23 protein-coding genes and 1 pseudogene are annotated in these 22,776 nt (G+C 63.8%); 13 read left to right on the top strand and 11 right to left on the bottom strand.

Going from position 1 to position 22,776, the window contains the following annotated elements:
* Positions 1-112: 112 nt before the first annotated feature.
* On the bottom strand, positions 113-1,015 hold the full coding sequence (locus AC0L28_RS02815; RefSeq protein WP_473475436.1) for a LysR family transcriptional regulator: 903 nt from the start codon (positions 1,013-1,015) through the stop codon (positions 113-115).
* 131 nt (positions 1,016-1,146) lie between these two features.
* Here AC0L28_RS02815 and AC0L28_RS02810 point away from each other — a divergent pair, with 131 nt between their 5' ends.
* The 4 genes from AC0L28_RS02810 (at position 1,147) to AC0L28_RS02795 (ending at position 4,244) form a co-directional block, all read left to right on the top strand.
* The gene (locus AC0L28_RS02810; RefSeq protein WP_473475434.1) at positions 1,147-1,569 is read left to right on the top strand and encodes a RidA family protein; all 423 of its coding nucleotides are present in this window, start codon (positions 1,147-1,149) and stop codon (positions 1,567-1,569) included.
* Positions 1,570-1,764: 195 nt separating this feature from the next.
* Complete coding sequence (locus AC0L28_RS02805) at positions 1,765-2,580, top strand: oxidoreductase (RefSeq protein WP_473475432.1); 816 nt, start codon at positions 1,765-1,767, stop codon at positions 2,578-2,580.
* Between the two features lie 121 nt (positions 2,581-2,701).
* The gene (locus AC0L28_RS02800; RefSeq protein ID WP_473475811.1) at positions 2,702-3,580 is read left to right on the top strand and encodes an AraC family transcriptional regulator; all 879 of its coding nucleotides are present in this window, start codon (positions 2,702-2,704) and stop codon (positions 3,578-3,580) included.
* A 286-nt stretch (positions 3,581-3,866) separates the two neighbouring features.
* A complete protein-coding gene (locus tag AC0L28_RS02795) occupies positions 3,867-4,244 on the top strand; it encodes a VOC family protein (RefSeq protein WP_473475430.1) in 378 nt (125 codons plus the stop codon).
* A gap of 123 nt (positions 4,245-4,367) precedes the next feature.
* Here the strand turns inward: AC0L28_RS02795 and AC0L28_RS02790 are convergent, their stop codons facing one another.
* On the bottom strand, positions 4,368-5,300 hold the full coding sequence (locus tag AC0L28_RS02790) for a LysR family transcriptional regulator (protein WP_473475810.1): 933 nt from the start codon (positions 5,298-5,300) through the stop codon (positions 4,368-4,370).
* Positions 5,301-5,416: 116 nt separating this feature from the next.
* Between AC0L28_RS02790 and AC0L28_RS02785 the strand changes: the two are divergent.
* The 3 genes and pseudogenes from AC0L28_RS02785 (at position 5,417) to AC0L28_RS02775 (ending at position 8,230) form a co-directional block, all read left to right on the top strand.
* A pseudogene (locus tag AC0L28_RS02785) lies at positions 5,417-6,285 on the top strand (NmrA family NAD(P)-binding protein).
* A gap of 176 nt (positions 6,286-6,461) precedes the next feature.
* Positions 6,462-7,370, top strand: coding sequence for an alpha/beta fold hydrolase (locus tag AC0L28_RS02780; protein WP_473475428.1), 909 nt, complete (start codon positions 6,462-6,464; stop codon positions 7,368-7,370).
* Positions 7,367-8,230 (top strand): alpha/beta fold hydrolase, encoded by an 864-nt coding sequence (locus AC0L28_RS02775; protein WP_473475426.1) that lies wholly within the window; start codon positions 7,367-7,369, stop codon positions 8,228-8,230. Before AC0L28_RS02780 ends, AC0L28_RS02775 begins: the two co-directional genes overlap by 4 nt.
* A 181-nt stretch (positions 8,231-8,411) precedes the next feature.
* Here AC0L28_RS02775 and AC0L28_RS02770 read toward each other — a convergent pair whose 3' ends face one another.
* From AC0L28_RS02770 to AC0L28_RS02745, 6 genes are all read right to left on the bottom strand, one after another.
* The gene (locus tag AC0L28_RS02770; protein ID WP_287260274.1) at positions 8,412-9,347 is read right to left on the bottom strand and encodes a methyltransferase; all 936 of its coding nucleotides are present in this window, start codon (positions 9,345-9,347) and stop codon (positions 8,412-8,414) included.
* A gap of 99 nt (positions 9,348-9,446) precedes the next feature.
* Complete coding sequence (locus AC0L28_RS02765) at positions 9,447-10,757, bottom strand: hemolysin family protein (RefSeq protein WP_287240008.1); 1,311 nt, start codon at positions 10,755-10,757, stop codon at positions 9,447-9,449.
* 231 nt (positions 10,758-10,988) lie between these two features.
* A complete protein-coding gene (locus AC0L28_RS02760; RefSeq protein ID WP_473475424.1) occupies positions 10,989-11,696 on the bottom strand; it encodes an LssY C-terminal domain-containing protein in 708 nt (235 codons plus the stop codon).
* Positions 11,697-11,785: 89 nt separating this feature from the next.
* Entirely contained in the window at positions 11,786-12,601 is an 816-nt protein-coding gene (locus AC0L28_RS02755; protein ID WP_287240007.1) for an extensin-like domain-containing protein, read from the bottom strand.
* Positions 12,602-12,793: 192 nt separating this feature from the next.
* Positions 12,794-13,702 (bottom strand): extensin-like domain-containing protein, encoded by a 909-nt coding sequence (locus tag AC0L28_RS02750; protein WP_441295549.1) that lies wholly within the window; start codon positions 13,700-13,702, stop codon positions 12,794-12,796.
* Between the two features lie 150 nt (positions 13,703-13,852).
* Positions 13,853-14,278 (bottom strand): DUF3775 domain-containing protein, encoded by a 426-nt coding sequence (locus tag AC0L28_RS02745; RefSeq protein ID WP_023799808.1) that lies wholly within the window; start codon positions 14,276-14,278, stop codon positions 13,853-13,855.
* A gap of 197 nt (positions 14,279-14,475) precedes the next feature.
* Between AC0L28_RS02745 and AC0L28_RS02740 the strand changes: the two genes are divergently transcribed.
* Both AC0L28_RS02740 and greA read left to right on the top strand, forming a co-directional pair.
* Positions 14,476-15,015, top strand: coding sequence for a tetratricopeptide repeat protein (locus AC0L28_RS02740; RefSeq protein WP_023799807.1), 540 nt, complete (start codon positions 14,476-14,478; stop codon positions 15,013-15,015).
* A gap of 285 nt (positions 15,016-15,300) precedes the next feature.
* Complete coding sequence (gene greA, locus AC0L28_RS02735) at positions 15,301-15,774, top strand: transcription elongation factor GreA (RefSeq protein WP_023799806.1); 474 nt, start codon at positions 15,301-15,303, stop codon at positions 15,772-15,774.
* A 245-nt stretch (positions 15,775-16,019) separates the two neighbouring features.
* Here greA and waaC read toward each other — a convergent pair whose 3' ends face one another.
* Genes waaC through rfaD form a run of 3 tightly spaced genes read right to left on the bottom strand, consistent with a single transcriptional unit; the run spans position 16,020 to position 18,936 of the window.
* The gene (gene waaC / locus AC0L28_RS02730) at positions 16,020-17,009 is read right to left on the bottom strand and encodes a lipopolysaccharide heptosyltransferase I (RefSeq protein WP_473475421.1); all 990 of its coding nucleotides are present in this window, start codon (positions 17,007-17,009) and stop codon (positions 16,020-16,022) included.
* Positions 17,006-18,013: a lipopolysaccharide heptosyltransferase II gene (gene waaF, locus AC0L28_RS02725; RefSeq protein WP_473475419.1), complete on the bottom strand. Its 1,008-nt coding sequence runs from the start codon at positions 18,011-18,013 to the stop codon at positions 17,006-17,008. Before waaF ends, waaC begins: the two co-directional genes overlap by 4 nt.
* Complete coding sequence (rfaD, locus tag AC0L28_RS02720) at positions 17,986-18,936, bottom strand: ADP-glyceromanno-heptose 6-epimerase (RefSeq protein ID WP_128247261.1); 951 nt, start codon at positions 18,934-18,936, stop codon at positions 17,986-17,988. Before rfaD ends, waaF begins: the two co-directional genes overlap by 28 nt.
* A gap of 166 nt (positions 18,937-19,102) precedes the next feature.
* Between rfaD and AC0L28_RS02715 the strand changes: the two genes are divergently transcribed.
* The 4 genes from AC0L28_RS02715 to AC0L28_RS02700 all read left to right on the top strand — a co-directional run bounded on the left by AC0L28_RS02715 (position 19,103) and on the right by AC0L28_RS02700 (position 22,591).
* The gene (locus tag AC0L28_RS02715; RefSeq protein WP_473475417.1) at positions 19,103-19,735 is read left to right on the top strand and encodes a LysE family translocator; all 633 of its coding nucleotides are present in this window, start codon (positions 19,103-19,105) and stop codon (positions 19,733-19,735) included.
* Positions 19,736-19,886: 151 nt separating this feature from the next.
* Complete coding sequence (rfaE1, locus tag AC0L28_RS02710; protein WP_473475415.1) at positions 19,887-21,377, top strand: D-glycero-beta-D-manno-heptose-7-phosphate kinase; 1,491 nt, start codon at positions 19,887-19,889, stop codon at positions 21,375-21,377.
* A 7-nt stretch (positions 21,378-21,384) separates the two neighbouring features.
* The gene (locus tag AC0L28_RS02705) at positions 21,385-21,957 is read left to right on the top strand and encodes a D-sedoheptulose-7-phosphate isomerase (RefSeq protein ID WP_473475413.1); all 573 of its coding nucleotides are present in this window, start codon (positions 21,385-21,387) and stop codon (positions 21,955-21,957) included.
* Positions 21,950-22,591: a D-glycero-alpha-D-manno-heptose-1,7-bisphosphate 7-phosphatase gene (locus AC0L28_RS02700; protein ID WP_473475411.1), complete on the top strand. Its 642-nt coding sequence runs from the start codon at positions 21,950-21,952 to the stop codon at positions 22,589-22,591. Before AC0L28_RS02705 ends, AC0L28_RS02700 begins: the two co-directional genes overlap by 8 nt.
* The last annotated feature ends 185 nt before the right edge of the window (positions 22,592-22,776 follow it).

Here is a 22,776-nt window from a genome sequence, read left to right as displayed (position 1 = left end):
CCCGATGTAGGATTCGTCCGCACTACGATCAGAGGCAAAACACTGGTTCGGAATGAATTGAACACTCCGACTCCCCCGGCCCAACGACCGGTCATGGCGCGGCTGCTCGTCGCTAAGGTTCTTTCTTCCGCAGGTCTTTGACGACATCGAGAAAGGCCCGCAGTGCGGGCGGTACGGCTCGATGTCCGGGGTAGTAAACCGCAACTTCTTCCGCAGCGGGCATCCACGCGGTCAGGACCTTGCGCAGCCGGCCGTCGGACAAGGCCGCTTCGGCGGCCCAATCGGCCACGTAGGCGACTCCCAGATCCTCAATTGCGGCTTCGACCATCAGTTCTTCGTCGTCGAGGACGACGGGGCCGTTTGCCTCGATCACGAGTTCCTGGCCGGCGCGTTCGAACTCCCATCGGTAAAGCTTGCCGCTGGGCATGCGGTGGCCGATGCAATGGTGGCGTTGCAATTCCTCGGGGGTTCCCGGGTCGCCGAAGCGATCGAGGTAGGCCGGCGACGCGACACAGATGAACCTCAACCGGCGTGCAAGCGGCACGGCGATCATGTCCTTGGGGACCGATCCGAGGAGGCGCACGCCGGCGTCGAAGCCGCTGGACACGATGTCGATCAGCCGCCCCTCGACGACGATGTCCACGATCACGTCCGGATGGCGCTCCGCCATCCGCGGAAGAACCCCGCGAACGAGAAGCCCGGCCACCAGTCGCGGTGCGTTGATGCGGACGGTGCCCGCGACATTGCCCCTGAACCCGGCGACGCTGTCGAGCGCCTCGTCCAGCGAGGCGAGCGCCGGCTGAAGGCGATCGAGCAACTGGAAACCGGCTTCCGTCGGCGAGACGCTGCGTGTGGTGCGGTTGAGAAGGCGCACTCCCATGCGCTCCTCGAGCGCGCGCATGGTGTGGCTCAATGTGGAAGGTGCCGTGCCGATCTCGTCCGCTGCGCGGCGGAAGCTGCGGTGCGTGGCAACGGCCAAGAAGGCGGTGAGATCGTTGAGGGACGGGCGGGGCATTGATGGTAATTTTGCATCACCTCATGCCGATTTCAACGGCTTATGCGCGTAATGCGATTGCCCTATCTCCTGCCTGTATCAACTCGGCGCCTCCGGCGCGCTGCCGTTTTCAAGACAGAAAGGAACACGAAATGCCTGCACGTGACGCCATCTATCCGGCCAAACGCCACGCGTTATACGATATTCATCGATATTCCGCGGCCATTCGCTCCGGCGATCTTCTCTTCGTCTCGGGGCAGGTCGGCAGCCGTGAGGACGGCTCGCCCGAGCCCGCATTCGCGGATCAGGTTCGGCGGGCTTTTGCCAATCTGCGCGCGGTCCTGGCCGCCGCCGGGTGCAGCTTCGACGACGTTGTCGACGTCACCACCTTCCACACCAACCCGGACCAACAGATCGAAACGGTGCTGGCCGTCCGGGCGGAGGAGATCGGCGGACCTCCCTATCCGAACTGGACGGCAGTGGGCGTCAATTGGCTTGCCGGCTTCGATTTCGAGATCAAGGTCATCGCCCGCATCCCTTCGACGACCAGCGGCCAGCCGGCGGACAAGCGTTGATCGTTTGCCCTCACATCGTCCTGACGCAGGATGGGTCAGCAACTCCCATGATCCGGCCGTGACGCGTTCTTTCAGCCCTTTTCGTAGCACGTGACTGCCCTTTCCCTTCTGGTATTGCATTATGATCGTAATATGTTATTATGATCATAATTCAACCGGCGAGAGAAGTCTGGCCCTCACGATTTGGAGCACGAAATGAATGCGAATTCCGAAAAAACCGCTGTTGTGACCGGAGCCTCCTCGGGCATCGGCCACGCCAGCGCCGAGGCGCTTGCGCGGGCAGGATTCACCGTCTTCGGGACAAGTCGCCGCTCCGTCGGCAACGGCCCGGACGGGGTGACCATGCTGGTTTGCGACGTGACCGATGGCGCTTCTGTCAGCGCCCTCGTTTCAACCGTGCTGGCGCAGACCGGGCGGATCGACCTTCTGGTCAACAATGCCGGCGTCGGTCTGCTTGGCGGTGCCGAGGAATCCTCCGTCGCACAGGTGCAGGCGCTGTTCGACGTCAATCTGTTCGGCGTCATTCGCATGATCAATGCGGTGTTGCCGTCGATGCGGCGGCGCGGCGAAGGGCGCATCATCAATATCGGCTCGATTCTGGGATTGGTGCCGGCGCCATACTCAGCTCATTACTCTGCGGTCAAGCACGCGCTTGAAGGCTATTCTGAATCGCTCGATCACGAGGTTCGTGCTTTCGATATTCGCGTCTCGGTCATCGAGCCGGCATTCGTGCGTACCGTCTTCGACCAGAACGGGATCGAGCCGGATTCGGTGTTGAAAGAATACGATCGGGCGCGCGCCGGGCTCAAGGCGCTGCTGGGCGATGTGATGCCCAAAGCCGATCCGCCGGAAGTGGTGGCGGATGTGGTGGTCAAGGCGGCGACCGATGTCCGCCCGCGGCGTCGCTATACCGTCGGCAAGGCAGCGCGCCAGGTCAGCATTCTGCGCCGCTTTGCCCCCGCAGAGATGTTCGACAAGAGCTTGCGCAAACAGTTCCGCCTGCCGGTCTGAACCCGGTTAGCAGTGCTCCACCGCCAACGGCTTCGCATCGAAGTGAACAGGGGTGTTCAGCAAGAACAGTCGAGCGCGCTGTCTCGCAAGCTGGCAGATTGCTCTCACACGGGAGAGCATGATGACGACGCGGCAAGATCCCTACCACGCGCGAATGAAACGGGTGTTGAGCTACATCGACCGGCATCTTGAGGATGATCTTGGCCTGGACACGCTTAGTGCCGTTGCGGCCTTGTCCAAGTACCATTTCCACCGCCAATTCAGAGGATATTTCGGCATATCAGTGCATCGCTACGTCCAACTCGTTCGCATGAAACGGGCGGGACAGGTGCTTGCCTTCAAGGACGAGGCGAGCGTGACCGAAACCGCGCTGGACGTCGGTTACGATGCGCCCGACGCCTTCGCCCGCGCGTTTCGGAAAAGCTTTGGGCAATTGCCTTCCGCATTTCGGGACACGCCCGACTGGGAGGTGTGGTTTGCCAGCCTGTGGCCATTGACCAACGCGAGGAGCAAGCTCATGAAAACGGCGTATTCATTGGCTGACGTCAACATCATCGACGTGCCGGAAACACCCGTCGCCGTCCTGCAGCACCGAGGCAATCCGGCCCTGGTCGCCGAGACTATCCAGAAATTCATCGCCTGGCGAAGGGCTGCAGGTTTGAGCGCGGAGTCCAGTGCGACCTACAATTTGTTTCATTCGGATTCCGACATAACGCCGCCGGACGAATTCCGCCTCGACATCTGTGCAGCGACCGATCGGAAAATCGAGCTGAACGTGCAGGGCGTGGAAGCCGGTGTTCTTCCGGCCGGACGATGTGCCGTGCTTCGCGCAATCGGCGCAGAAAATGTCGAGCCGGCGATCGAATTCCTGTATCGCGACTGGTTGCCGGCAAGCGGTGAGGCCCTTCGGGATTTTCCCCTCTACTGTCAGCGGGTGAGTTTTGTTCCGATGGTTGCCGAGCACGAAGCCATCACCGACATCTTCCTGCCATTGGTGTGATTGCTGACCTTCCAATGGCGGTCATCTCCGCTACAGTCGAACGTGGGTCAAATCACCACTGGAGACAGCTAAATTCCGCGCCGAGCTGATGTCTGCTTGGTCCGCACCGCGACCTCCAGAATGGTTCGCCAACAAACACGAGCGGTTGCACAGTGCAGACAGGCGCCTTCAGGACTCCAAAGAGCGGCATTGTCAGTCGTTTTGAACCAAGAAGCCCTGCAGCGCCTGACATCGCGTATATGGATTGGGCCGGTCATCACCGCGATCGAGTCGGTAAGGAGATACAATGGAAAAGGTGCTCGGCATCGGTGGCTTCTTCTTCAGAGCGAAGGAGCCCGATGCGCTCGCTCGATGGTATGCCGACCATCTCGGCGTGGCGCTGCCGCCAGAAAGCTACGATCAACGCTCGTGGGAGCAACAGCAGGGCGCAACCGTCTTCGCACCGTTTGCTGCGGATAGTGACTATTTCGGTCGCGCCGACCAGCCGTGGATGATCAATTTCCGCGTGCGCGACCTCCAGGCCATGGTCGCACAGCTCACGGCAGCCAGAATTGCGGTTGAGGTCGACACCGAACATTACCCTAATGGTTGGTTCGCCCGGCTTGCAGATCCGGAGGGCAACCCGATCCAGCTCTGGCAGGCGGAGGGGGCCGACCGTGACTAAAGGCACCCGAGCAGGCGGAAACGCAAGCGCCGAACCTGGGCTTCGGTTGAGATCCTTCTAGAGCATCTTTCCTGAACGCGGGTCGGCTCGAGGCGTTGTGCTCCAGAGAGCCGCCTTGCGGCCTCAGTTTCCAACGTCGATCGCCGACGACATGTCCGCCGCCGCCGCGACAATGGCACGTCTCAACCATATGTGCCTGGGCGCGTCCTGCTGGCGCGCGTGCCAGACGAGGCTCATCGTGAAGCTGCCAAGATCGAGGGGCGGCGGCAACGACACGAAGCGCTTCATGTTGGCGGCCGCTCGCGCCAGGCTCGAAGGCAGGGTCATGATCAGGTCGGAGCGAGCGGCGATCTCGACCGCCGCGAAGAAGTTCGGCACGCGCAGCTTCACCCGCCGCGTTCGCCCGATGCGGGCAAGCACCTCGTCGACAGGCGCAGGCCCGACGCCGGTGACGCTCACCACGATATGCTCAAGCTCCAGGAAACGCTCGAGCGTCAGCTTTCGGGCGAGCGCTGGATGCTCGGCGCGCATCAGTGTCACGAGCTTCTCGTCATAGAGACCGCGGCGACGGATGCCGGCCGGGGCTTCGTCGACCAGCGCCACCATCGCATCCGCGATACCCTGCTCCAGCACTTCGACCGCGTCCGTGCCCGGCGCGACGATATCGAGATCGAGGGACGGTGCCTCGCGTCCAAGGCGGACGAGAAGATGCGGCGCCAGCACGGCGGCCTGGAGATCGGGCATCAGCAGCCGGATCCGGCCGGTCGCCGTGGCGGGATCGAACGCGTTCGCCTCGACCATCTCTCGCACACCCGCCAAGATGCCGCGCAGCACCGGGCGCACCTCTTCCGCACGGGCGCTGAGGACGTAGCCGCCCGGTCCGTCGACCAGCAGCGCGTCCGAAAACAGCGCGCGCAATCGGCCGAGCGCTCGGCTGGCGGCGGGCTGGCTCATGCCGAGCCGGCTTGCGGCACGGGTGACGTTCCTCTCGTCCAGCAGCGCTTCGAGCGCCACCAGCAGGTTCAGGTCGATCCGGCATAAATCCACTTCGTGCATGGTAACTATATACGCCATGCATTGGACGCATGGAAAGCCTGCGCCTATCGTTCCCCCGTCAATCGAGATGAAGGTCAGGCCGGATGAAGGTCAGGCGAGCAGAAGGAGAAGAAGTGATGTATGTCGTGCTTGGAGCAAACGGACGGGCCGGCGGCGAGGTCGCGCGCGCCCTGATCGCAGGCGGCGAAGCCGTGCGCGTCGTCCTGCGTCGCAAGGAACAAGGCGAAAAATGGACAGCCCTCGGCGCGGAGGTAGCCGTCGCAAGCATGGAGGACGTCGGCGCCATGGCCGCTGCCCTGACCGGCGCGCGGGCCGCGTTCCTGCTCAACCCGCCGCCGGTGAGCGGTGATCCCTATCAGCGCACGGAAGAAATCGGCGCCGCGCTTGCCGATGCGGCACGGCGTGCGGGTCTGCCAAAGGCCGTCGTCCTGTCGTCCATCGGCGCGCAGCATGCCTCCGGCACCGGCGTCATCGCCACCCTCAACCGCTTCGAGGCGCTGCTCGACGGCGTGGCGCCGGCCACCGCCTTCCTGCGGTCGGGGTATTTTGTCGAAACCTGGAGCGAGGTGGCGCAACCGGTCCTGTCGCAAAGCATACTGCCGACCTTTATCGAGCCGTCGCAGAAAATCCCGATGGTGAGCACGATCGATGTCGGGCGCGCGGCAGCGACCGTGCTGTGCGAGGAGTGGACCGGAAAGCGGGTCGTGGAGCTGGGCGGACCGGAAGACTGGAGCGCCGGCGACGTGGCATCGGCCTTCGCGGACGTTCTCGGCCGGTGACGCCTGTGCTTGTTGCGCCGGAGGAGCGTGCCGCGCTGCTTGCCGAGGAAGGCGTGCCGGGCGAGGTGGCAGATGCATTGCTCGGTATGTATGAGGGAATCGCCAACGGCCTGTTCATGCGCCAGGACAGCAGCGAGCACCGGCGCGGCACGACCTTCCTGGCGACGGCGATAGAGCGCGTTGTCGCAACACCAGCCGGCCGCTGATCCTCGGCCGAGTAGCGACGGCCGAAACGGATCACGGGCTTCCAGCCACTTGCAGGGAACGTTTTCGGCCGCAATACCCCCGCCTCTCGCCGACCAACGCTGTCGGCGACGTGCGGAACTCGCGCCACTCGTTTGGACTTAACTCTATTCCGGACGGCAAAAAGGGAATCCTGAACATGAGACTGCCTGCCTCACGCCAAATGCGTCTCTCCGGTGGAACCGAGCTTGCCTACGTCACTGCGGGCGATCCATCCAACCCCGCTTTGCTCCTCCTGCATGGGTTTCCCAGCTCCGCAAATGCATTCCGCGATGTCATTCCAGGTCTGGCGGGCGCAGCCTATGTGATCGCGCCCGACCTCCCGGGCCATGGCCGGTCCGACGTCCCGCCGACACCCTCCTTCGCCGCGATCAGCGAGGCGATTTCCGAATTGCTGACCCACCTCGCGATCGGGCGCCGCTTCATCCATATTCATGACTGGGGCGCCGCCGTGGGTCTGCAGATCGCCACGCAAGCGCCCGAGCTGGTTTCGGGTCTCATCATCCAGAACGCAAACGCGCATCGAACCGGCTTCGGTCCCGTCGGGGACGCCGTGTTGAAATTCTGGTCAGAACCGACAAATGAGAACGAAGCGGCCGCGACCCCCGACCTGACCTTCGAATTCACACGCGAGCAATATTTGGGCGGCCTGCCAGAGGATGTCGCCGCCACGATCAGGGGCGACCCCTGGGTCGAGGACTGGAGGGTGATGAACCTTCCCGGCCGCATGGAGACCCACCGCGCGCTCATCGGCGACTACAAAAGCCATGCCGCGCGTTTCGATACGATCGCCGCCTATCTGAAGAGATGGCAACCGCCGGCGCTCATGCTGTGGGGCCGTCACGACCCCTATTTCGATATCGCCGAAACGCTGTCCTGGATGCAGGATCTACCGCGTATGGAAGCGCATGTTTTCGACGGCGGGCACTTCCTGCTCGAGACGCACGCCGAACCAGCACTCTCCCTGATGGTCGAGTTCATCAAGCGAACACAGGAGATGCACCCTGATCGAGCCCATCCCGGAGCAGTGCGAGGAGTGCAGGCATGACATCCCCCACGCAACAGCGGCTGCGCCTGTCCGGCGGGACCGAGCTTTGCTTCATCACCGCGGGTGATGCGTCCAATCCCGCGCTGCTGCTCCTGCACGGCTTCCCGAGTTCGTCGCGCACCTTCCAGGGCATCATTCCCGGCCTTGCGCGTGTCGCCTTCGTCATCGCCCCCGACTTGCCTGGCTACGGCCAATCGGCGCCGTTGCCCGCGTCGTCGTTCGAAGCGTTCAGCGGCGCAATCCAGGAGCTCCTAACTCATCTCGCGATCGATCGGCGCTTCATCTACCTGCACGATTGGGGCGCGCCTGTTGGTCTCCAGGTCGCCATGCAATCCCCCGACCTCGTCTGCGGCCTCATCATTCAGAGCGCCAACGCACACCGCACAGGGTTCGGACCGCAATGGCAAGCCACATTCGAGTTCTGGTCAAACCCGACGGAAGAGAACGAACGGGAGGCTACGGCGTTTTTGACCTTGGAAGGCACCCGCGAGCAATATTTGGGCGGCTTGCCGGAGGATGTCGCTGCCCGGATCAAAGGCGAACCCTGGATCGAGGACTGGAGGGTGATGAATCAGCCTGGCGGCATGGAAACACAACGCGCGCTCCTCGTCGACTACGCCAACCATGTCGCGCGCTTCAGTCTCATCGCCGACTATATCGAAACGTGGCAACCGCCGGCGCTCATGCTGTGGGGCCGCCACGACCCGTTCTTCGACATCGCCGAAACACTGTCGTGGATGCAAGACCTTCCACGTATGGAAGCGCACATCTTCGACGGCGGCCACTTCCTGCTCGAAACCCACGCCGAGGCGGCAGCCGCGTTGATGATCGGCTTTATTAAGCGAACGCAGCGATGTTGAGCAACCGCGCGCGCCGATATGAAGCGCGCTGTACTGCGCTCGCGGCCGGTCCGCCATGACCTTATCCCGCGGCAGCATTCCCGGGCTTCCCTAAAGCGCCCGGCTATTGCTGGCAGATGCCCCGGGCCGTCGCCAGCTGCTTCCGGAAGCGTCAGGATTGCGCTTGGCCATTCAGCCACGATCAGCCCGTGAGGCGCGCACGAAACAAGGTGGAGCCGTCCGTCAGGCGCGACCTGGAGATATCCCGGAATCCAGCCTCGGTCATCCACGCGCGATACTGACCTTCAGTGTACGATTCGCCGTGGCGATAGAGGTTCAGGAAGGTGAGATTCAGAAACACACCCTCAGGCGGGCCGAGGCGGTCGTCATCGACGACACCCCACCCCGCAATTGCGATCTCGCCGCCGGGTGTGAGGCAACGCGCCGCGTTCAGGATCGAACTGCGCGCCTGGTCGGGCGGCAGGACCTGGACGACGGCCTTCAGGATCGCCAGATCGTGCCGACCGATCGACGGCGCGACGATTATGTCACCCTCTTCGACAACCACGTCGTCGGCACCGTATTCTGACAGGATATCTTTCGCGACCGCTGCGACCGTTGGGAGTTCCATCAGCGTCGCCGCAATCTGCGGCCGCCGCTCGCGAAGTCCGACGAGAATGGTCCCGGGGCCGCCGCCGATGTCGATGACCGAGCCGATCGCCGAGAGGTCCATCTCCCGGGCCAGATGGCGGCCGAAAATTACCCCGCCCGGTGCGAGCATGCGGCTGAAGGCCGCCGCTGCCTCGGGCCCGGCTTCGGAAAAGTCGTGCAGCGCAGCCGGCCGGTTCTGTCGCAGCGACTCTGCGGTCAGCAGGTCGGCTCCCCAGAGCTCGCGCAGGAGCGCATGATCGCCGCCGCGATAGGTCGGCTTGGACGCGTCGAGGAAGGCCGCCGCTTCGGCGCCGTTGCGAAATCGACCATCCTTGACTTCGAGGAGACCGATGCTGGCGAGCGCGTAGAGGAGCCGCGACAGACGATCGGGCTCGACTTTGAGCTCGGCTCCAAGGCTGTCGGCAGTCACCGCGCTGCTACCGAGCCGGGTGAAGATGCCAAGGTCCAGCCCGGCGCGAAGCGCCAAGGCGGGCGGCACCGCTGCGATCAGCTTGTCGATCCGATCAGAATCCACCATGTCCTTCCGCGATCCAGGACCGACTTTGCCTACCCATCGCGTTGACTGCTACCGCACGATTTCGCGATGGCCGCCGGGCAGGCGGGTGGCGATGAGCTTGTCGATGCGGCGGCCGTCGAGGTCGACGACCTCGAAGCGCCAGCCCTGCGCATCGACGCATTCGCCGGTCGTCGGCAGATGGTGCAGATGCGCCAGCACGTAACCGGCGACAGTCTCGTAGTCGCGGTTCTCGGGCAGGTCGATGCCGAGAACGTCGGCCATCTCGTCGGCCTGCATGTAGCCGGCGAGCAACCATGAGCCGTCGTCACGTTTGACGGCGTTTTCTTCGTCGCCGGCGTCGAGGTCCGCCCGGAAGACGCCGGTGATGGCTTCCAGTATGTCGGCCGGGGTGACGATGCCTTCGAAATGGCCGTATTCGTCATGGACCAGCGCCATCGGCACGTTGGATTCCTTGAGTGTCGAAAGGACGTCCAGCGCGTCGGCCTGGTCATGGACGATGGGAGCGGTGCGCACATGCCGGCGCGGGTCGAGCGCGCGACCGCCGAGCATCGCGGCCAGCACGTCGCGGGTCTGGACGACGCCGATCATGGCGTCGACGCTGCCATCGCCGGCCGGCAGGCGCGAATGCTGGGTCTCCATCAAGAGCTTGCGGGTCGCCGCGTCGTCGGACTGCAGGTTGATCCAGTCGACCTCGGTGCGCGGCGTCATCACCGCGCGGACGGCGCGGTCGCCGAGCCGCATGACGCCGGCGATCATGCGCCGCTCGTCGGATTCGATGGTGCCGTGATGCTCGGCCTCGGCGACCAGCATCTTGATCTCCTCGTCGGTGACCTTCTCCTCGCTTTCACCGCGCTGGCCAAGCAGCCACAGCATGGCGCGGCCGGAAATGTCGAGCAGAAAAACCAGCGGCGCCGAGACGGTGGCGAGGATGGTCATCGCCGGAGCAACCCTGGCGGCGACGCGTTCGGGATCGCGCAGCGCGATCTGCTTGGGTACCAGTTCGCCGATGATCAGCGAGAAGTAGGTGATGAGGGCGACGACGATGCCGACTCCGATCGGGTCGGCAAGGCTTTCGCGGATGCCGGTCGATGCCAGGAACACGGACAGCCGCTCGCCGAGCGTGGCGCCGGAAAAGGCGCCGGACAAAACACCGACTAGGGTGATGCCGATCTGCACCGACGACAGGAATTTGCCTGGATTGGAGCCGAGCGCCAAGGCGCGTCCGGCGCCGGTGACGTTGCGGTCGATCATCGCCTTGAGGCGGGCCGGCCGTGACGAGACGATGGCAAGCTCGGACATTGCCAAAAGGCCGTTCACGCAGATGAGGACGACCACGATAGCGATTTCAGCGTAAAGCATGCGCGGTCAATAGCATTGCGGCGCGGTCTTCGAAAATAGACGGCCGTCATTTTTCATGCCGGCGGGCGCACCATCTCATGCGGCATCCCATGGCGGCGACGAAAAATGCTCGATCAGGGCGTCGACGACGACACGCACTTTTGGCTTCAGGCTGCGCGTCACCGGCCAGATGGCGTGCATGACGACGTCTTCGAGGAGACAGTCCGACAGGACCGTCTCTTCGTCTTGTGCCTACGGCAGCTGCCGCAGCAGGCCAACCACCGCCTTGCCATCGGTGAAATAGGGATCGCCGCCGCCATTGCGCCCGGTCTTTGTCGCACCGATGCCCGATATCTCGCTGGTCGAGATCAGCATGCCAGCGGCAGACAGGTCGCGGATCAGGAAGTCGCGCTCGGCGTCGATGTCGGGACCGATATGGTGGGTGATCTGGCCGGTGTCGTGGCTGAGGCCGACGCCGCGATCGTAGCTTGCCGCACCCAGCCAGAGCGGCCGGCCATCGTCTCCAGTCGCATCGGTCTGCCAGAAGCGGACGTGATGGCGCCGGTCGGCACTGTCGCCGACCGGCTTCTCGAAGGCCAGATCCTGTGCACGGCCTTCGAACAACAGCCGGCTGACCGGCGCGTCGGGATAGGGCCGATCGAACAGCACGCTTTCGCCGATCTCGATCGCCGTCTCCAGCGTGAGAGGGTCGGCGGTGTCCCATCCGGCGACGGCGAAGGCATGGACCAGCTCTTTTTTGGTGCCGACGAGGCCGACATTGATCGGATCGCCCGCGATGCCTTGCGGCGTGTGCGTCACCATCTCGAAGCGCTGCGTGCGGAAATTGCGGTCGCGCAGGGTCCAGAATTCCGGCGCGGCGAAATAGGCGAGCACGAGATAGCCGGCACAGAACGCCACCAGCCAGATCGTTGCGCGTCGTCGAAGGCTTCGTCGGCTCATGCGACACCACCGTGGTGATATGACATCACCTTATGTGACGTCATTCTACGCGGCGGCGCACACCTTGGGCAGTGGGCACGCGCTCGGGCTCAGCGGCAGGCGCGGTAGCCGTTCTTGCGGTTCTTGATGTCGAAATGGAAATGGTTGCGGTGGTCGTAATTGTAGCCGGGACCGAGCACGGTGGTGAAATACTGGCAGCCGTCGGCGCGCACAGTGTTGAGGAAGCCGCGGGTGCGGAAGGCGAACAGGCCGGGCTTGCGCACGTCGATCTCCTTGCCATTGCTAAGCTCGATGCTCATGACGTCGAGCGCGTTGCCCTTGCCGTGCTCCGACAGCGTGCCTTCGCCGGCGATCCTGCGGCAGGAATAGCTCGAGCCCTGGCGAATGGTCCTGACGCCGGAGAAATAACGCCAGCGGGCGGACGGGACCAGTTCATTCCTGGCCCAGCCGGCGAAGGTGGCGGCCATGTCGCAGGTCAGCGTCGCGGCCGGCTTCATCCCGATGCGGCCGATGGCCGAGATCTTGACCGGGTAGTCGATGCCGCACTGGCCTTCGCGGATCGGCGCAAGGTCGCTGTAGACGACGCCCAGGCGCTTCAAATCCCTGCGGCACTCGACCTCGCTGGCCGGCATCTGTTCGGTCGGCGCCATCGGCTCGTCCATGCGCGGATAGGCGGCGGTCATGTAGGGGTTGGACGGGACGAGGCGCTGCATTCCAGCGTATTTCTGGCCAGCGTATTCTGGGACAGCTGATGTCTGGCTGCCGACATCGACGGCCGGTTCCAGGGAAAGCACGCTGCCGGTGGTGCAGGCCGAGACCGCTGCGATGGCAAGCCCGCCGGCAATCATGCGCGCGCGTCTCACTTGCCGCACGGCTACAGACGCGGCGCGAAATATCCCGGCCATTGGCAGGTTCCCGGTCCCCGAGCCGATCAGGCTCCATGTCATCGTTTGATCATGATCTTTCTCCGAAAACCGGATCCCACTTTTCGGGGTCATGATCAGATGAAACGGAGCTTACCCGCCAACAGTAAAGGAAAAATCAGCGGCTGCGTTTACGGCTGCGGCCAAATTGCGGCGCGTCGGTCCGCAACCATATCACTGGCAGAAGGTGCCGCCGTTGCGGCGCGGTGCAAGATCGAGATGGAGATGCAGCGAATGATCGGCATCGCTGCCCGGGCCAAGCACGGTCTTGAACGGTCCGCAGGCTGCCTTGCGTATTGCGTTCAGGAATTTCGCCTCCTTTTCCGGCGGCGCCGGGCGGATGTCGATCCTCCTGCCGTCCGAAAGCGTGAAGCTGGCGATGTCGAGCGCGTTGCCGAAGGCGTGCTCCGACAATTTCCCGCCGCCATTGCGGTGGCGGCAGACGAAGGCGGATGCCTGGCCGACCGACTTGAGTTCGGCGCCGAGCTCGGCCTTGGCCGCCGGCTGGACGATATCGGCGGCGAAGCGCGCGGCGGCCTCGGCCATCCGGCAGTTCAACTCGGATTCGGGGTTGATATCCAATGACTTGCCCAGCGTCTTCAGTGCGATCGGATAGGGGACAGAGCAGCCGACCGCCGCATCGTGCTCGGCTTTGCGTTCCTCGAAGTCGACGCCCATCGACTTCAGCCGCCTGCGGCAGGCCAGTTCCTCGTCCGGCATTTTCTCCTGCGGCATAGCGGCCGAGCGCGGGTCGGGAGGAATTTTTCTCTCCGGCGCCTGCGCCGGCTTATCCGGTGGTTTTGGCGCGGCGGCCGGTGGTTTTGCCTCGGCGGGGTTTTCGGTCGGCGTCGGAGCGACTGCCGGCGGCTGCGGCCGGGCTTGCTGATGCTGGTCCGACTTCTGCTGGTCCATTTTGTCGGTCGCCGGTTGATCAGGCTTTGGCGCATCCCCAGGGCGCGGCTCGGGGATCGGCACGTCGGCAGGCGCGGCTTCTTGCGCTGATTGCGACTGATTGAGCTCCGGGACGGGCACCTTATCGGGCAGTTCCGGAGCTTGGGCCAGGGCCGCTCCTGCGGACAGCATCGCCGCCGCCAAAGGCAGCGCCAATCTGATCAATCCGGCCATTCTGATCGATGTAGGAGAGATCACCACCGCCATTCGCCCTTAACGGCGGGGGAATGCGGAAGTTGCCTGAACGAGGGCGTTGGCCGATCACAAACAGTGACCGCGGTGTTACGCACCGATCGCTTCCAGCCCTTCCTCCAGCCAGTCGGCCAACAGCGGCATGCCGAGCAGATATTTCGCCGTGCGCTTGTTGGCGCGCTCGCGCGCGGCCGTCAGCGCGTCCGCCCATTCCGAGGCGTCATAGTCGCCGCGTCCAACCCAGGCGAGGGCGACGAGTTCGGCCGCCTCGTCGACATTGAGATCGTTGATCAGTTCGCGCAGCTCTTCTTCGGTGAGGTCCTCGGAACGCTCCTCGACGAGACCGTCATGATGATGGTTGTCATGCGCCTCGCTATCGAGTTCTACCTCGTGCTCGGCGCCATCGGCATAGTCTTCGTTGACGGCGGCGCTCAACGCCTTCGCCTTGAGGATGAACAGGCGCACCGTGTCGGGACCGATCGAAAGCTCCCATTCTTTTTCAAGGCGCCGCTGCACTTGCCGTCTCCGCATACTCCGTTGGCGTTTGCTGGATGATAGCGGATTTGCAGCGCTCGTCACGTTTTGTTCGGCGCTTCCATTTTCCGACTGGCGCGGGCCGTTGAAAAGGCTTTCACTGGCCGTGGCTTTTTTCCGGGATGAAACCGCTTTTGCCCGGCGTTAGTCTTGCATTGTCATGCTTCAGGGAGAGTTCGATGCGCAGACGATTGCTGATCCAGGTTCTGGCGGTTGCCGCCCTGCCGCTGTTTGCTGTTCCGGCGTTTTCGGCCGGTGAAGGTGGAGGCGGTGGCGATGGCAGCCAGACGACACAGTGCAAGAAAGGCAAGGTCTGGGACAAGAAGCTGAAGAAGTGCGTCGCGCCCAAGCACGGCATGCTGGACGACGACAACATCTATGAGGCCGGCCGCGCGCTGGCGATGGCAGGACGTTATGACGAGGCGATCGCCGTGCTCAGCCTGGCTGCGGACAAGAAAGACCCTCGCATCCTCAACTACCTCGGCTACTCGCACCGCCATTCCGGACGCGTCACCGTCGGTCTCGGCTATTATGAGGAAGCGCTGCGCATCGATCCGAACTATACGCTGGTACGCGAATATCTCGGCGAGGCGCATCTGCAGATCGGCGATCTCGCCGGCGCCCGGGAACAGCTCCGCGAGATCGAGAAACGCATCGGCAAGGGATCGCGTGAATACGGCATGCTGTCCGAGCAGATAGACCGTTTCATGAAGAGCTGAATAGAAGCCCGAACACGCCTCACCACCGGCTGTGAGCAATCGCAGCCGGTTTTTATTGCCGCTCGCTCGGCCAGCCGGGCTGCCATGACGGCATTTCCGCAAATGGCGGGCGAATTTTTCAAAACCGATTTTTTGGCGTGAAAAACCCGCGAAGATTGCTATATTGGAGGAAATTGCGGTGACACGGTTCCGTTAGCCCGAGGCTGCCGGACCGTTTTCTTTTTGTACCCCATCGACAAGGTCGCTCCCGGAATGCGGGGGCGGCGGCAGGAAAGGTCAGGCATTATGAACAAGGTCCCGATGACAGGCGAGGGGTTCGCGTCATTGAAGGAAGAACTGCGCTGGCGCCAGCAGGAAGAGCGGCCGCGCATCATCGAAGCAATCTCCGAAGCGCGCTCGCACGGCGATCTCTCTGAAAACGCGGAATACCACGCGGCGAAAGAGGCGCAGAGTCTCAATGAGGGCCGCGTCAACGAGCTCGAGGATTTTATCGCCCGCGCCGAAGTGATCGACATCACCAAGCTCAGCGGCGAAAAGGTCAAGTTCGGCGCGACCGTGGTGCTGGTCGACGAGGACACGGAAGAGAAGAAGACCTACCAGATCGTCGGCGACCAGGAAGCGGACGTGAAGTCCGGCCGCATCTCGATCTCCTCGCCGATCGCGCGGGCGCTGATCGGCAAGGAAGTCGGCGATGCCATCGAGGTCAACGCGCCAGGCGGCGCGCGGGGCTACGAGATCGTCCAGGTGCAGTTCATCTGAGGTGCTGAACGTTGCTATTCCGATCCAGGAATGGCGCTGCCCCTCATCGCCCTGCCGGGCACTTCTCCCCGTATAGTGACGGGGAGAGGGACGCCGTCATTGACGGTTTCGCCAATTGTCAGCGTTGCAGGACAGGCGCCGAGTTCGCGTCCAGCCCCCTTCTCCCCGTCACTATACGGGGAGAAGGTGCCGGCAGGCGGATGAGGGGCGGCGCCGACCTTTCCGATTGAATTGATTTGCACAAATCAATTCTTGCTGGCGCCGGCCCGACTAAGCGCTTGGCGCTCCAGCAACTTCTCTGCCTCAGCCAACACCTCCTCAGGCGCGACACGAGCGCCGGGCGTGGCCAGCAGCGTTGACGAGAACGGCCCGCGCGGGCCGGTCAGGCCGGGTTCTGTCGCCACAAACACCGCGACGGTCGGCAGGCCGAAGGCACTGGCGAGGTGGGTAAGGCCGGTATCGGCGCCGACGATCAGCACCGACCGGCCGATGATCGCGGCGATCTCGGCAAGCGGTGATTTCGGCACCAGTGTGGTCTGTGGAACGGCTTGGGCGATCGCCTCGGCAACCGCCTGTTCCCTGTCGTTCGACCAGGTGGTGACCGGCGTAATTCCTCTTTCGACGAGAAGCCGGGCAATCTCGATCCAGTCGCCGACCGGCCATTTCTTGTCCTCGCGGCTGGTGCCGTGCAACAGGAAGGCGGCTTTTTCGCCGACAAAAGTCGAACCGACGGCCGGCGGCACGATGCCGGAGTCGAGCCCGGAAAAGTCCGGTTCATAGCCGAGCGCCAGCCCGAACAGCCGCCTTGTACGTTCGATGGCGTGCAGGTCGCGCGGCACAGCATAGCGGCGGTCGTAGAACAAGGTCGCCGAGGGCTCGCGAGCGCTCGACCGGTCGAAGCCGGCGATCGGCGCCGCGGCCTGTTTCGCCACCACGGCCGATTTCAGCAATCCTTGCGCGTCGATGACGAGATCGTAGCGGCACTCCCGCAAGGCGCGGCGCAATCCCGCTGCCTCGCGCCATGTGCTGGGGCCGAGCGGGCTTGTGCGCCAGCGCCGGATTGCCACGGTGTGGATGGTTGCGATCGCCGGATGCAGCGCCACGATGCCGGCAAAAGCCTCTTCCACACACCAGTCGAACGACACGTCCGGCCGGTTGCGGCGGGCATCTTCGACGGCTGGAAAGCTGTGGATGACGTCACCCATCGAAGATGTCTTGACGATCAGCACCCTCATGCGGCGGCCGGCATTTCCAGCAGCCGTTCCGCCGCTGCCGCGACCTGCGCCACCTCGAGCGTGTTCAGGCAGTTGAGATGGCCGAGCGGGCAGATTTTCCGGTGGCAGGGCGAACAGGACAGGCCGAGCCAGACCAGTTCGCGCTGCTCGGCGAGCGGCGGCGTATTGTGCGGCGAGGTCGAGCCGTAGACGGCCACGATCGGCGTGCCGACCGCGGCGGCGACATGCATCAGTCCACTGTCGTTCGACACCGCAAGCCTGGCCGCGGCGATCAGGTCGATGGCGTCCTCGAGCCGCGTCTGGCCGGCGAGGTCGACAACATCAGGTGCAAGCGTGGCGATTTCCGCCGTCACCTCAGCGTCGTTCTTCGACCCGAACAGCGCGACCGCAAAACCTTTTTCCATCATGTCGCGGGCAAGGCCGGCATAGCGGTCGCTCGGCCAGCGTTTGGCGGGGCCGAACTCGGCGCCGGGCATCAGCGCGACGAATTTTTCCGCCTCCAGCCCGAAACGGCCCAGCAATGCCGCCTGGTTCTTTGTGTCGACGGCGAGCTTGGGAGCACGGAACGTGCCGCCTTGCGCGAGGCCGAAATAGGCCTGCGCCGTGCGCCGTTTCACATCGTCGGGCAAGGCTACGGTATCGGTCAGCAGCCCGTAGCGCATTTCCTTGAGGTAGCCGACACGGCGCGGAATGCGGGCAAAGAACGGGACCAGCGCCGACTTCCAGCTTCCAGGCATGACATAGGCGATGTCGTAGTGGCCGCGCAGCAGGCGGCCGAAGCGCCTTCGCATGCGGAATTCCAGCGCTCCGGATTTCAGCGGCAGATCGACCTGCCGGCGTATTTCGGGCATCCGCTTGACCAGCGGCGCCGCCCATGCCGGCGCCAGCACGTCGATTGCGGCGTTCGGGTGAAGCTCTCTCAGCGCCGAGAACAGGCACTGCGCCATCACCATGTCGCCCACCCAGCGTGGGCCGATCACGAGGATCGTTGGGCTTTCAGCCATTCGACATAGTCTCTGACGCCGGTTTCCACTGTGCGAAACTGACCATTGTAACCGGCGGCGCGCAACCGGGACATATCAGCTTGCGTAAAACTCTGGTAGCTGCCCTTCAGGTGATCGGGGAAGTCGATGAACTCGATCTCGCCTTTGCCCAGCGCGCCGATCACAGTTTCGGCAATGGCGCGGAACGGCTGGGCACGGCCGGTGCCGCAGTTGAAGATGCCGCTCGAGCCGCGTTTCCACAACCACAGATTGACATCGGCAACGTCGCCGACATGGATGAAGTCGCGGCTCTGCTCGCCGGGTCCGAAACCGTCATAGGCGCCGAACAGTTTTGGGTTCTGGCCTTGCTCGACCTGGTTGAACAGGTGGTAGGCGACCGAGGCCATGGCGCCCTTGTGCGCCTCGCGCGGCCCATAGACGTTGAAGTAGCGCAGGCCGGCCACCGGCGAATGGTCAGTATCGAAGACGGTGCGGCGGACATAGTCGTCGAACAGCTTCTTTGAATAGGCATAGACATTGAGCGGGCGCTCGCAGTCCGGCTCCTCGCGAAACTCGGCGCCGCCGCCATAGACGGAAGCCGAGGAGGCATAGAGGAAAGGCAGCCGCAGCGCCAGGCAGGCATGCAGCAGCCGCTTCGAATAGGCGTAGTTCACCTCCATCATGAACTTGCCGTTCCACTCGGTGGTGGTCGAGCAGGCGCCCTGGTGGAAGACGGCCTCGATGCGGCCGAGGTCGCCGGCCTCCATCCGCGGCAGGAAATCGTCCCTGTCGAGATAATCGGCGATCTGCAGGTCGGCAAGATTGGCGATCTTGTGGCCGTCGGTCAGGTCGTCAACGACGAGAATGTCGCTGATCCCTTCGGCATTGAGCGCGGCGACGATGTTTGAGCCGATCATGCCGGCGCCGCCCGTGACGATGATCATGAAAGCCTCTGGTATCTTGTGCCGATTCCGGCCCTTATAGGGGAGGCTTGCGGGGCTGTCGATAAAGCAGGTCGCAATCCGGCGGTTGGCTGCAGACCTCAGTGCCGCCGCACAGCTTTCGCTTCAGTCGGCGATCCACCGGCGAAGCACGACAGGAGCAAGGGTAATGCCGTCGACCGAACTGCTTATCGCCTTTTTCGCCACCACGGCGATCTTTGCCTACATCCCCGGTCCGGCGATGCTTTACACTGCTGCGCAAACCATGGCGCGCGGCCGCTGGTCCGGCCTGACGGCGGCGTTGGGTATCCATCTTGGCGGCTATGTGCACGTCGTCGCTGCCGCCGCAGGACTGTCCGTGCTTTTCCATGCCGTGCCGACGCTCTACATGGCGGTCAAGCTGGCCGGCGCGCTCTATCTGATCTGGCTGGGTGTGTCGCTGTTCCGCGCCAGGGCGCAAGACGATGCTGTTATCTCAGGCATCGAGCCGAAATCCGCCCGCCGCGCCTTTTTCGAGAGCATCACCGTCGAGGTGCTCAATCCAAAAACTGCAATCTTCTTCATGGCGTTCCTGCCGCAATTCATCGACGCATCGGCGACGTTTCCCGTCTGGCTGCAATTCCTCGTCCTCGGGACGATCGTCAATCTGATGTTCTCCTCGGCGGATGTCATGTGCGTGGTGCTGGCGGGTGCGCTGATCACCAGGCTGCGACGCTCGAGCCACGCGCAACGCCTGATGCGGCGTGCGGGCGGTGCGGTGCTCGTCGGATTGGGTGTCCATGTGGCTTTGCAGAAAAGCTGATCCGTCGACCGGCTTTGGCTGTGGGCCGTTCGGTGCCTGCCGTTGCGCTGAGCCGAATTGCGGTATATCGGCTTCGCCATGAACGACCAGCCCTGCCAGTCCAGCGTTTTCACAGCATCGGGACCGGCTCTCATTGCACGTCGAAGATGACATGAGCGAGCAATACCTGCCTTCTCCCGAACCGCTTCACCGCGCCATCTCGCGGTTCGGCAACGTCACCGTGCTGGTGGTCGGCGACTTCATCCTCGACCGTTTCGTCAACGGCATCATCGAGCGGATTTCGCCTGAAGCGCCCATTCCAGTGCTGCGCGGGCGTGGCGAAACCTCGGCAATGGGCGGCGCCGGCAATGTCGTCGCCAACATCGTCTCGCTCGGCGCCGCCGCGATACCGGTTTCGGTGATCGGCGCCGATCCGGCCGGCGACAATCTCATGCGCATGCTCACCGAGCTTGGCGTCGACACTGGCGGTCTCGCGCAGGACGCCAACCGGATGACCTCGTCGAAAAGCCGCTTCAGCGCGCTCAACCAGCAGGTGCTGCGCTTCGACGAAGAGGAAATCAAGCCGCTGGGCGACGCGGAGCGGGCAACGCTGATCCGGCTGTTCCGGGCCGGGCTCGCGCAAGCCGACATCGTCATCCTGTCCGACTACGGCAAGGGCATGTTGCTCGACGGCGTCGCCGGCGAGCTGATCTCGATCTGCCGCGAGGCGGGAAAGCCGGTGCTGGTCGATCCCAAGGGCCGCGACTATGCTTGCTATTCCGGGGCGACGGCGATCACGCCCAATCGCAAGGAACTTGGCGAGGCGGTCGGACGCGCGGTGTTTGCCGATGACGAGATCGTCGCCGCGGCGCGTGAGCTGATCTCGGCACATGGCTTCGAGTTCGTCGTCGCGACGCGCAGCGAAAAAGGCATGAGCGTCGTCGATGCCGACGATGCCCGCCACATTTCCACGCAGGCGCGGGAGGTGTTCGACGTTTCCGGCGCCGGCGACACTGTCATCGCTACGTTTGCGTTGGCCCTGGCTGCGGGCGCCGACCGCGTCATTGCCGCGGCCATCGCCAACGCGGCGGCTGGCGTGGTGGTGGGAAAACGCGGCACCGCACGGCTGACGGTCGAGGAACTTACCGGGACGCTGTTTCGCTCGCATGGACCGGTTGCCCACAAGGATGCAATTCTCGATGCCACTGCCGCCGCACGGCTGGTGGCGACGTGGAAGGACGAAGGCCTGAGCGTCGGCTTCACCAATGGCTGCTTCGATATCCTTCATGCCGGCCATGTCAGCCTTTTGCACGCGGCGCGCAGCCAGTGCGACCGGCTGGTTCTCGGCCTCAACAGCGATGCCTCGGTGCGCCGGCTGAAAGGGCCGGGGCGCCCGGTCAACGACGAGCATGATCGCGCCTGCGTGCTGGCGGCGCTTGCCTCGGTCGATGCCGTCGTCGTCTTCAAGGAAGACACGCCGCTCGCGCTGATCGAGGCGCTGAAGCCCGACATACTGGTCAAGGGCGCCGACTATACGATCGATCAGGTGGTCGGCGCCGAAATCGTGCAAAAGGCGGGCGGCCGCGTCGTGCTGGTCGATCTCGTCGCCGGCAAGAGCACCACCGGCACCATCGGCAAGTTGCGCGCCGGCAGCACAAACTGAGGTTTTCATGTCCGCACTGAACGAATACCTGGTCCGCTCGGCGGCCGCGATCACCGCGATGGTCGAGCGCGACCTCACCAGCGAGATGGAGCGGGCGGTTACCGCCGTCGTCGCCGCGCTTTCGCAGGGCAAGGCGCTGCTGATCTGCGGCAATGGCGGCTCGGCCAGCGACGCCATTCACATCGCCGGCGAACTGGTCGGCCGCTTCCTGAAGGAGCGCAAGGCCTACAACGTCATCGCGCTGCCGGCCAATGCGGCGGTGCTGACCGCCTGGGGCAATGATTACGGCTTCGACACGGTGTTTTCACGCCAGGTCGAGGCGCATGGTGCCGCGGGCGCCGTGCTGCTCGCCATCTCGACCAGCGGCAACTCGCCCAGCATCCTCGCCGCCGCCGAACAGGCGCGCATGATGGACATGACGGTGATCAGCCTGACCGGCGACAGCGGCGGCAAGCTCAAGCCGCTGTCCGACATCCTGCTCAACGTGCCCTCGACCTCGACGCCGATCATCCAGCAGGGGCATCTGTGCCTCTATCATCATCTGTGCGAAATGGTCGAAGCGCGCCTCTGTGATGGCTGACAGGGCGGTGAATTCGCACCCGCTGGTGGAGCCGGGTCTGTGGGTGGAGAGGATCGGCGATAAGGTTTTTCCCGAGCGTATGCCGGCGCTGTTCCTCGACCGCGACGGCACCATCAATGTCGATAGCGGCTACCCCAGCGATCCGGCCCAGGTCGTGCTGCGCGAAGATATCGCGCCAGTGATCGCTGCCGCCAACCGGGCCGGAATCCCTGTCGTCGTGGTGACCAACCAGTCCGGCATCGCGCGCGGGTATTTTGACTGGAGTGTTTTCGCCAACGTGAACGGCCGGGTTTTGGAACTGCTGCGCGATCAGGGCGCGTTCGTGGACCTGGTGCTTGCCTGCGCGTATCACGAGGCAGGCAGTGGGCCGCTTGCCATTGCCGAGCATCCGATGCGCAAGCCCAATCCGGGCATGCTGATCGAGGCGGCCGGGCGCCTCCGCCTCGATCTCCAGCGTTCACTCATCGTCGGCGACAAGCCGGCCGACATGGAGGCGGGGCGACGCGCCGGCCTGTCGCGCGGCTGGCTGATCGACGGCGACGCGTCCAGCGAGCGAGGATTTTCGGTTCTGCCGCTGCGCGACCATAGCGACCTGAGTGTGCTGCTGGCGGCGATCGAGGCGCTTTGGCCTTAATCCGTCCAGGTCAGGGTAGTCGCTTCAGGCCAATTGCCGGTCTCGGCGCCGCCCCTCATTGTCCTGCCGGACATTTCTCCCCGTATAGTGACGGGGAGAAAGATGCCGTTGTCCGAACCGGATAGATAGGTAACAGAATGGACTGATTGCATGGGTGACAGTTTTCTCCTTCGCCGGGAGGACCG

Source organism: Mesorhizobium sp. WSM4847, assembly GCF_055811335.1.
The sequence above is the reverse complement of the archived record's forward strand: the minus strand, read 5'-3'. Positions and strand labels throughout refer to the sequence as shown.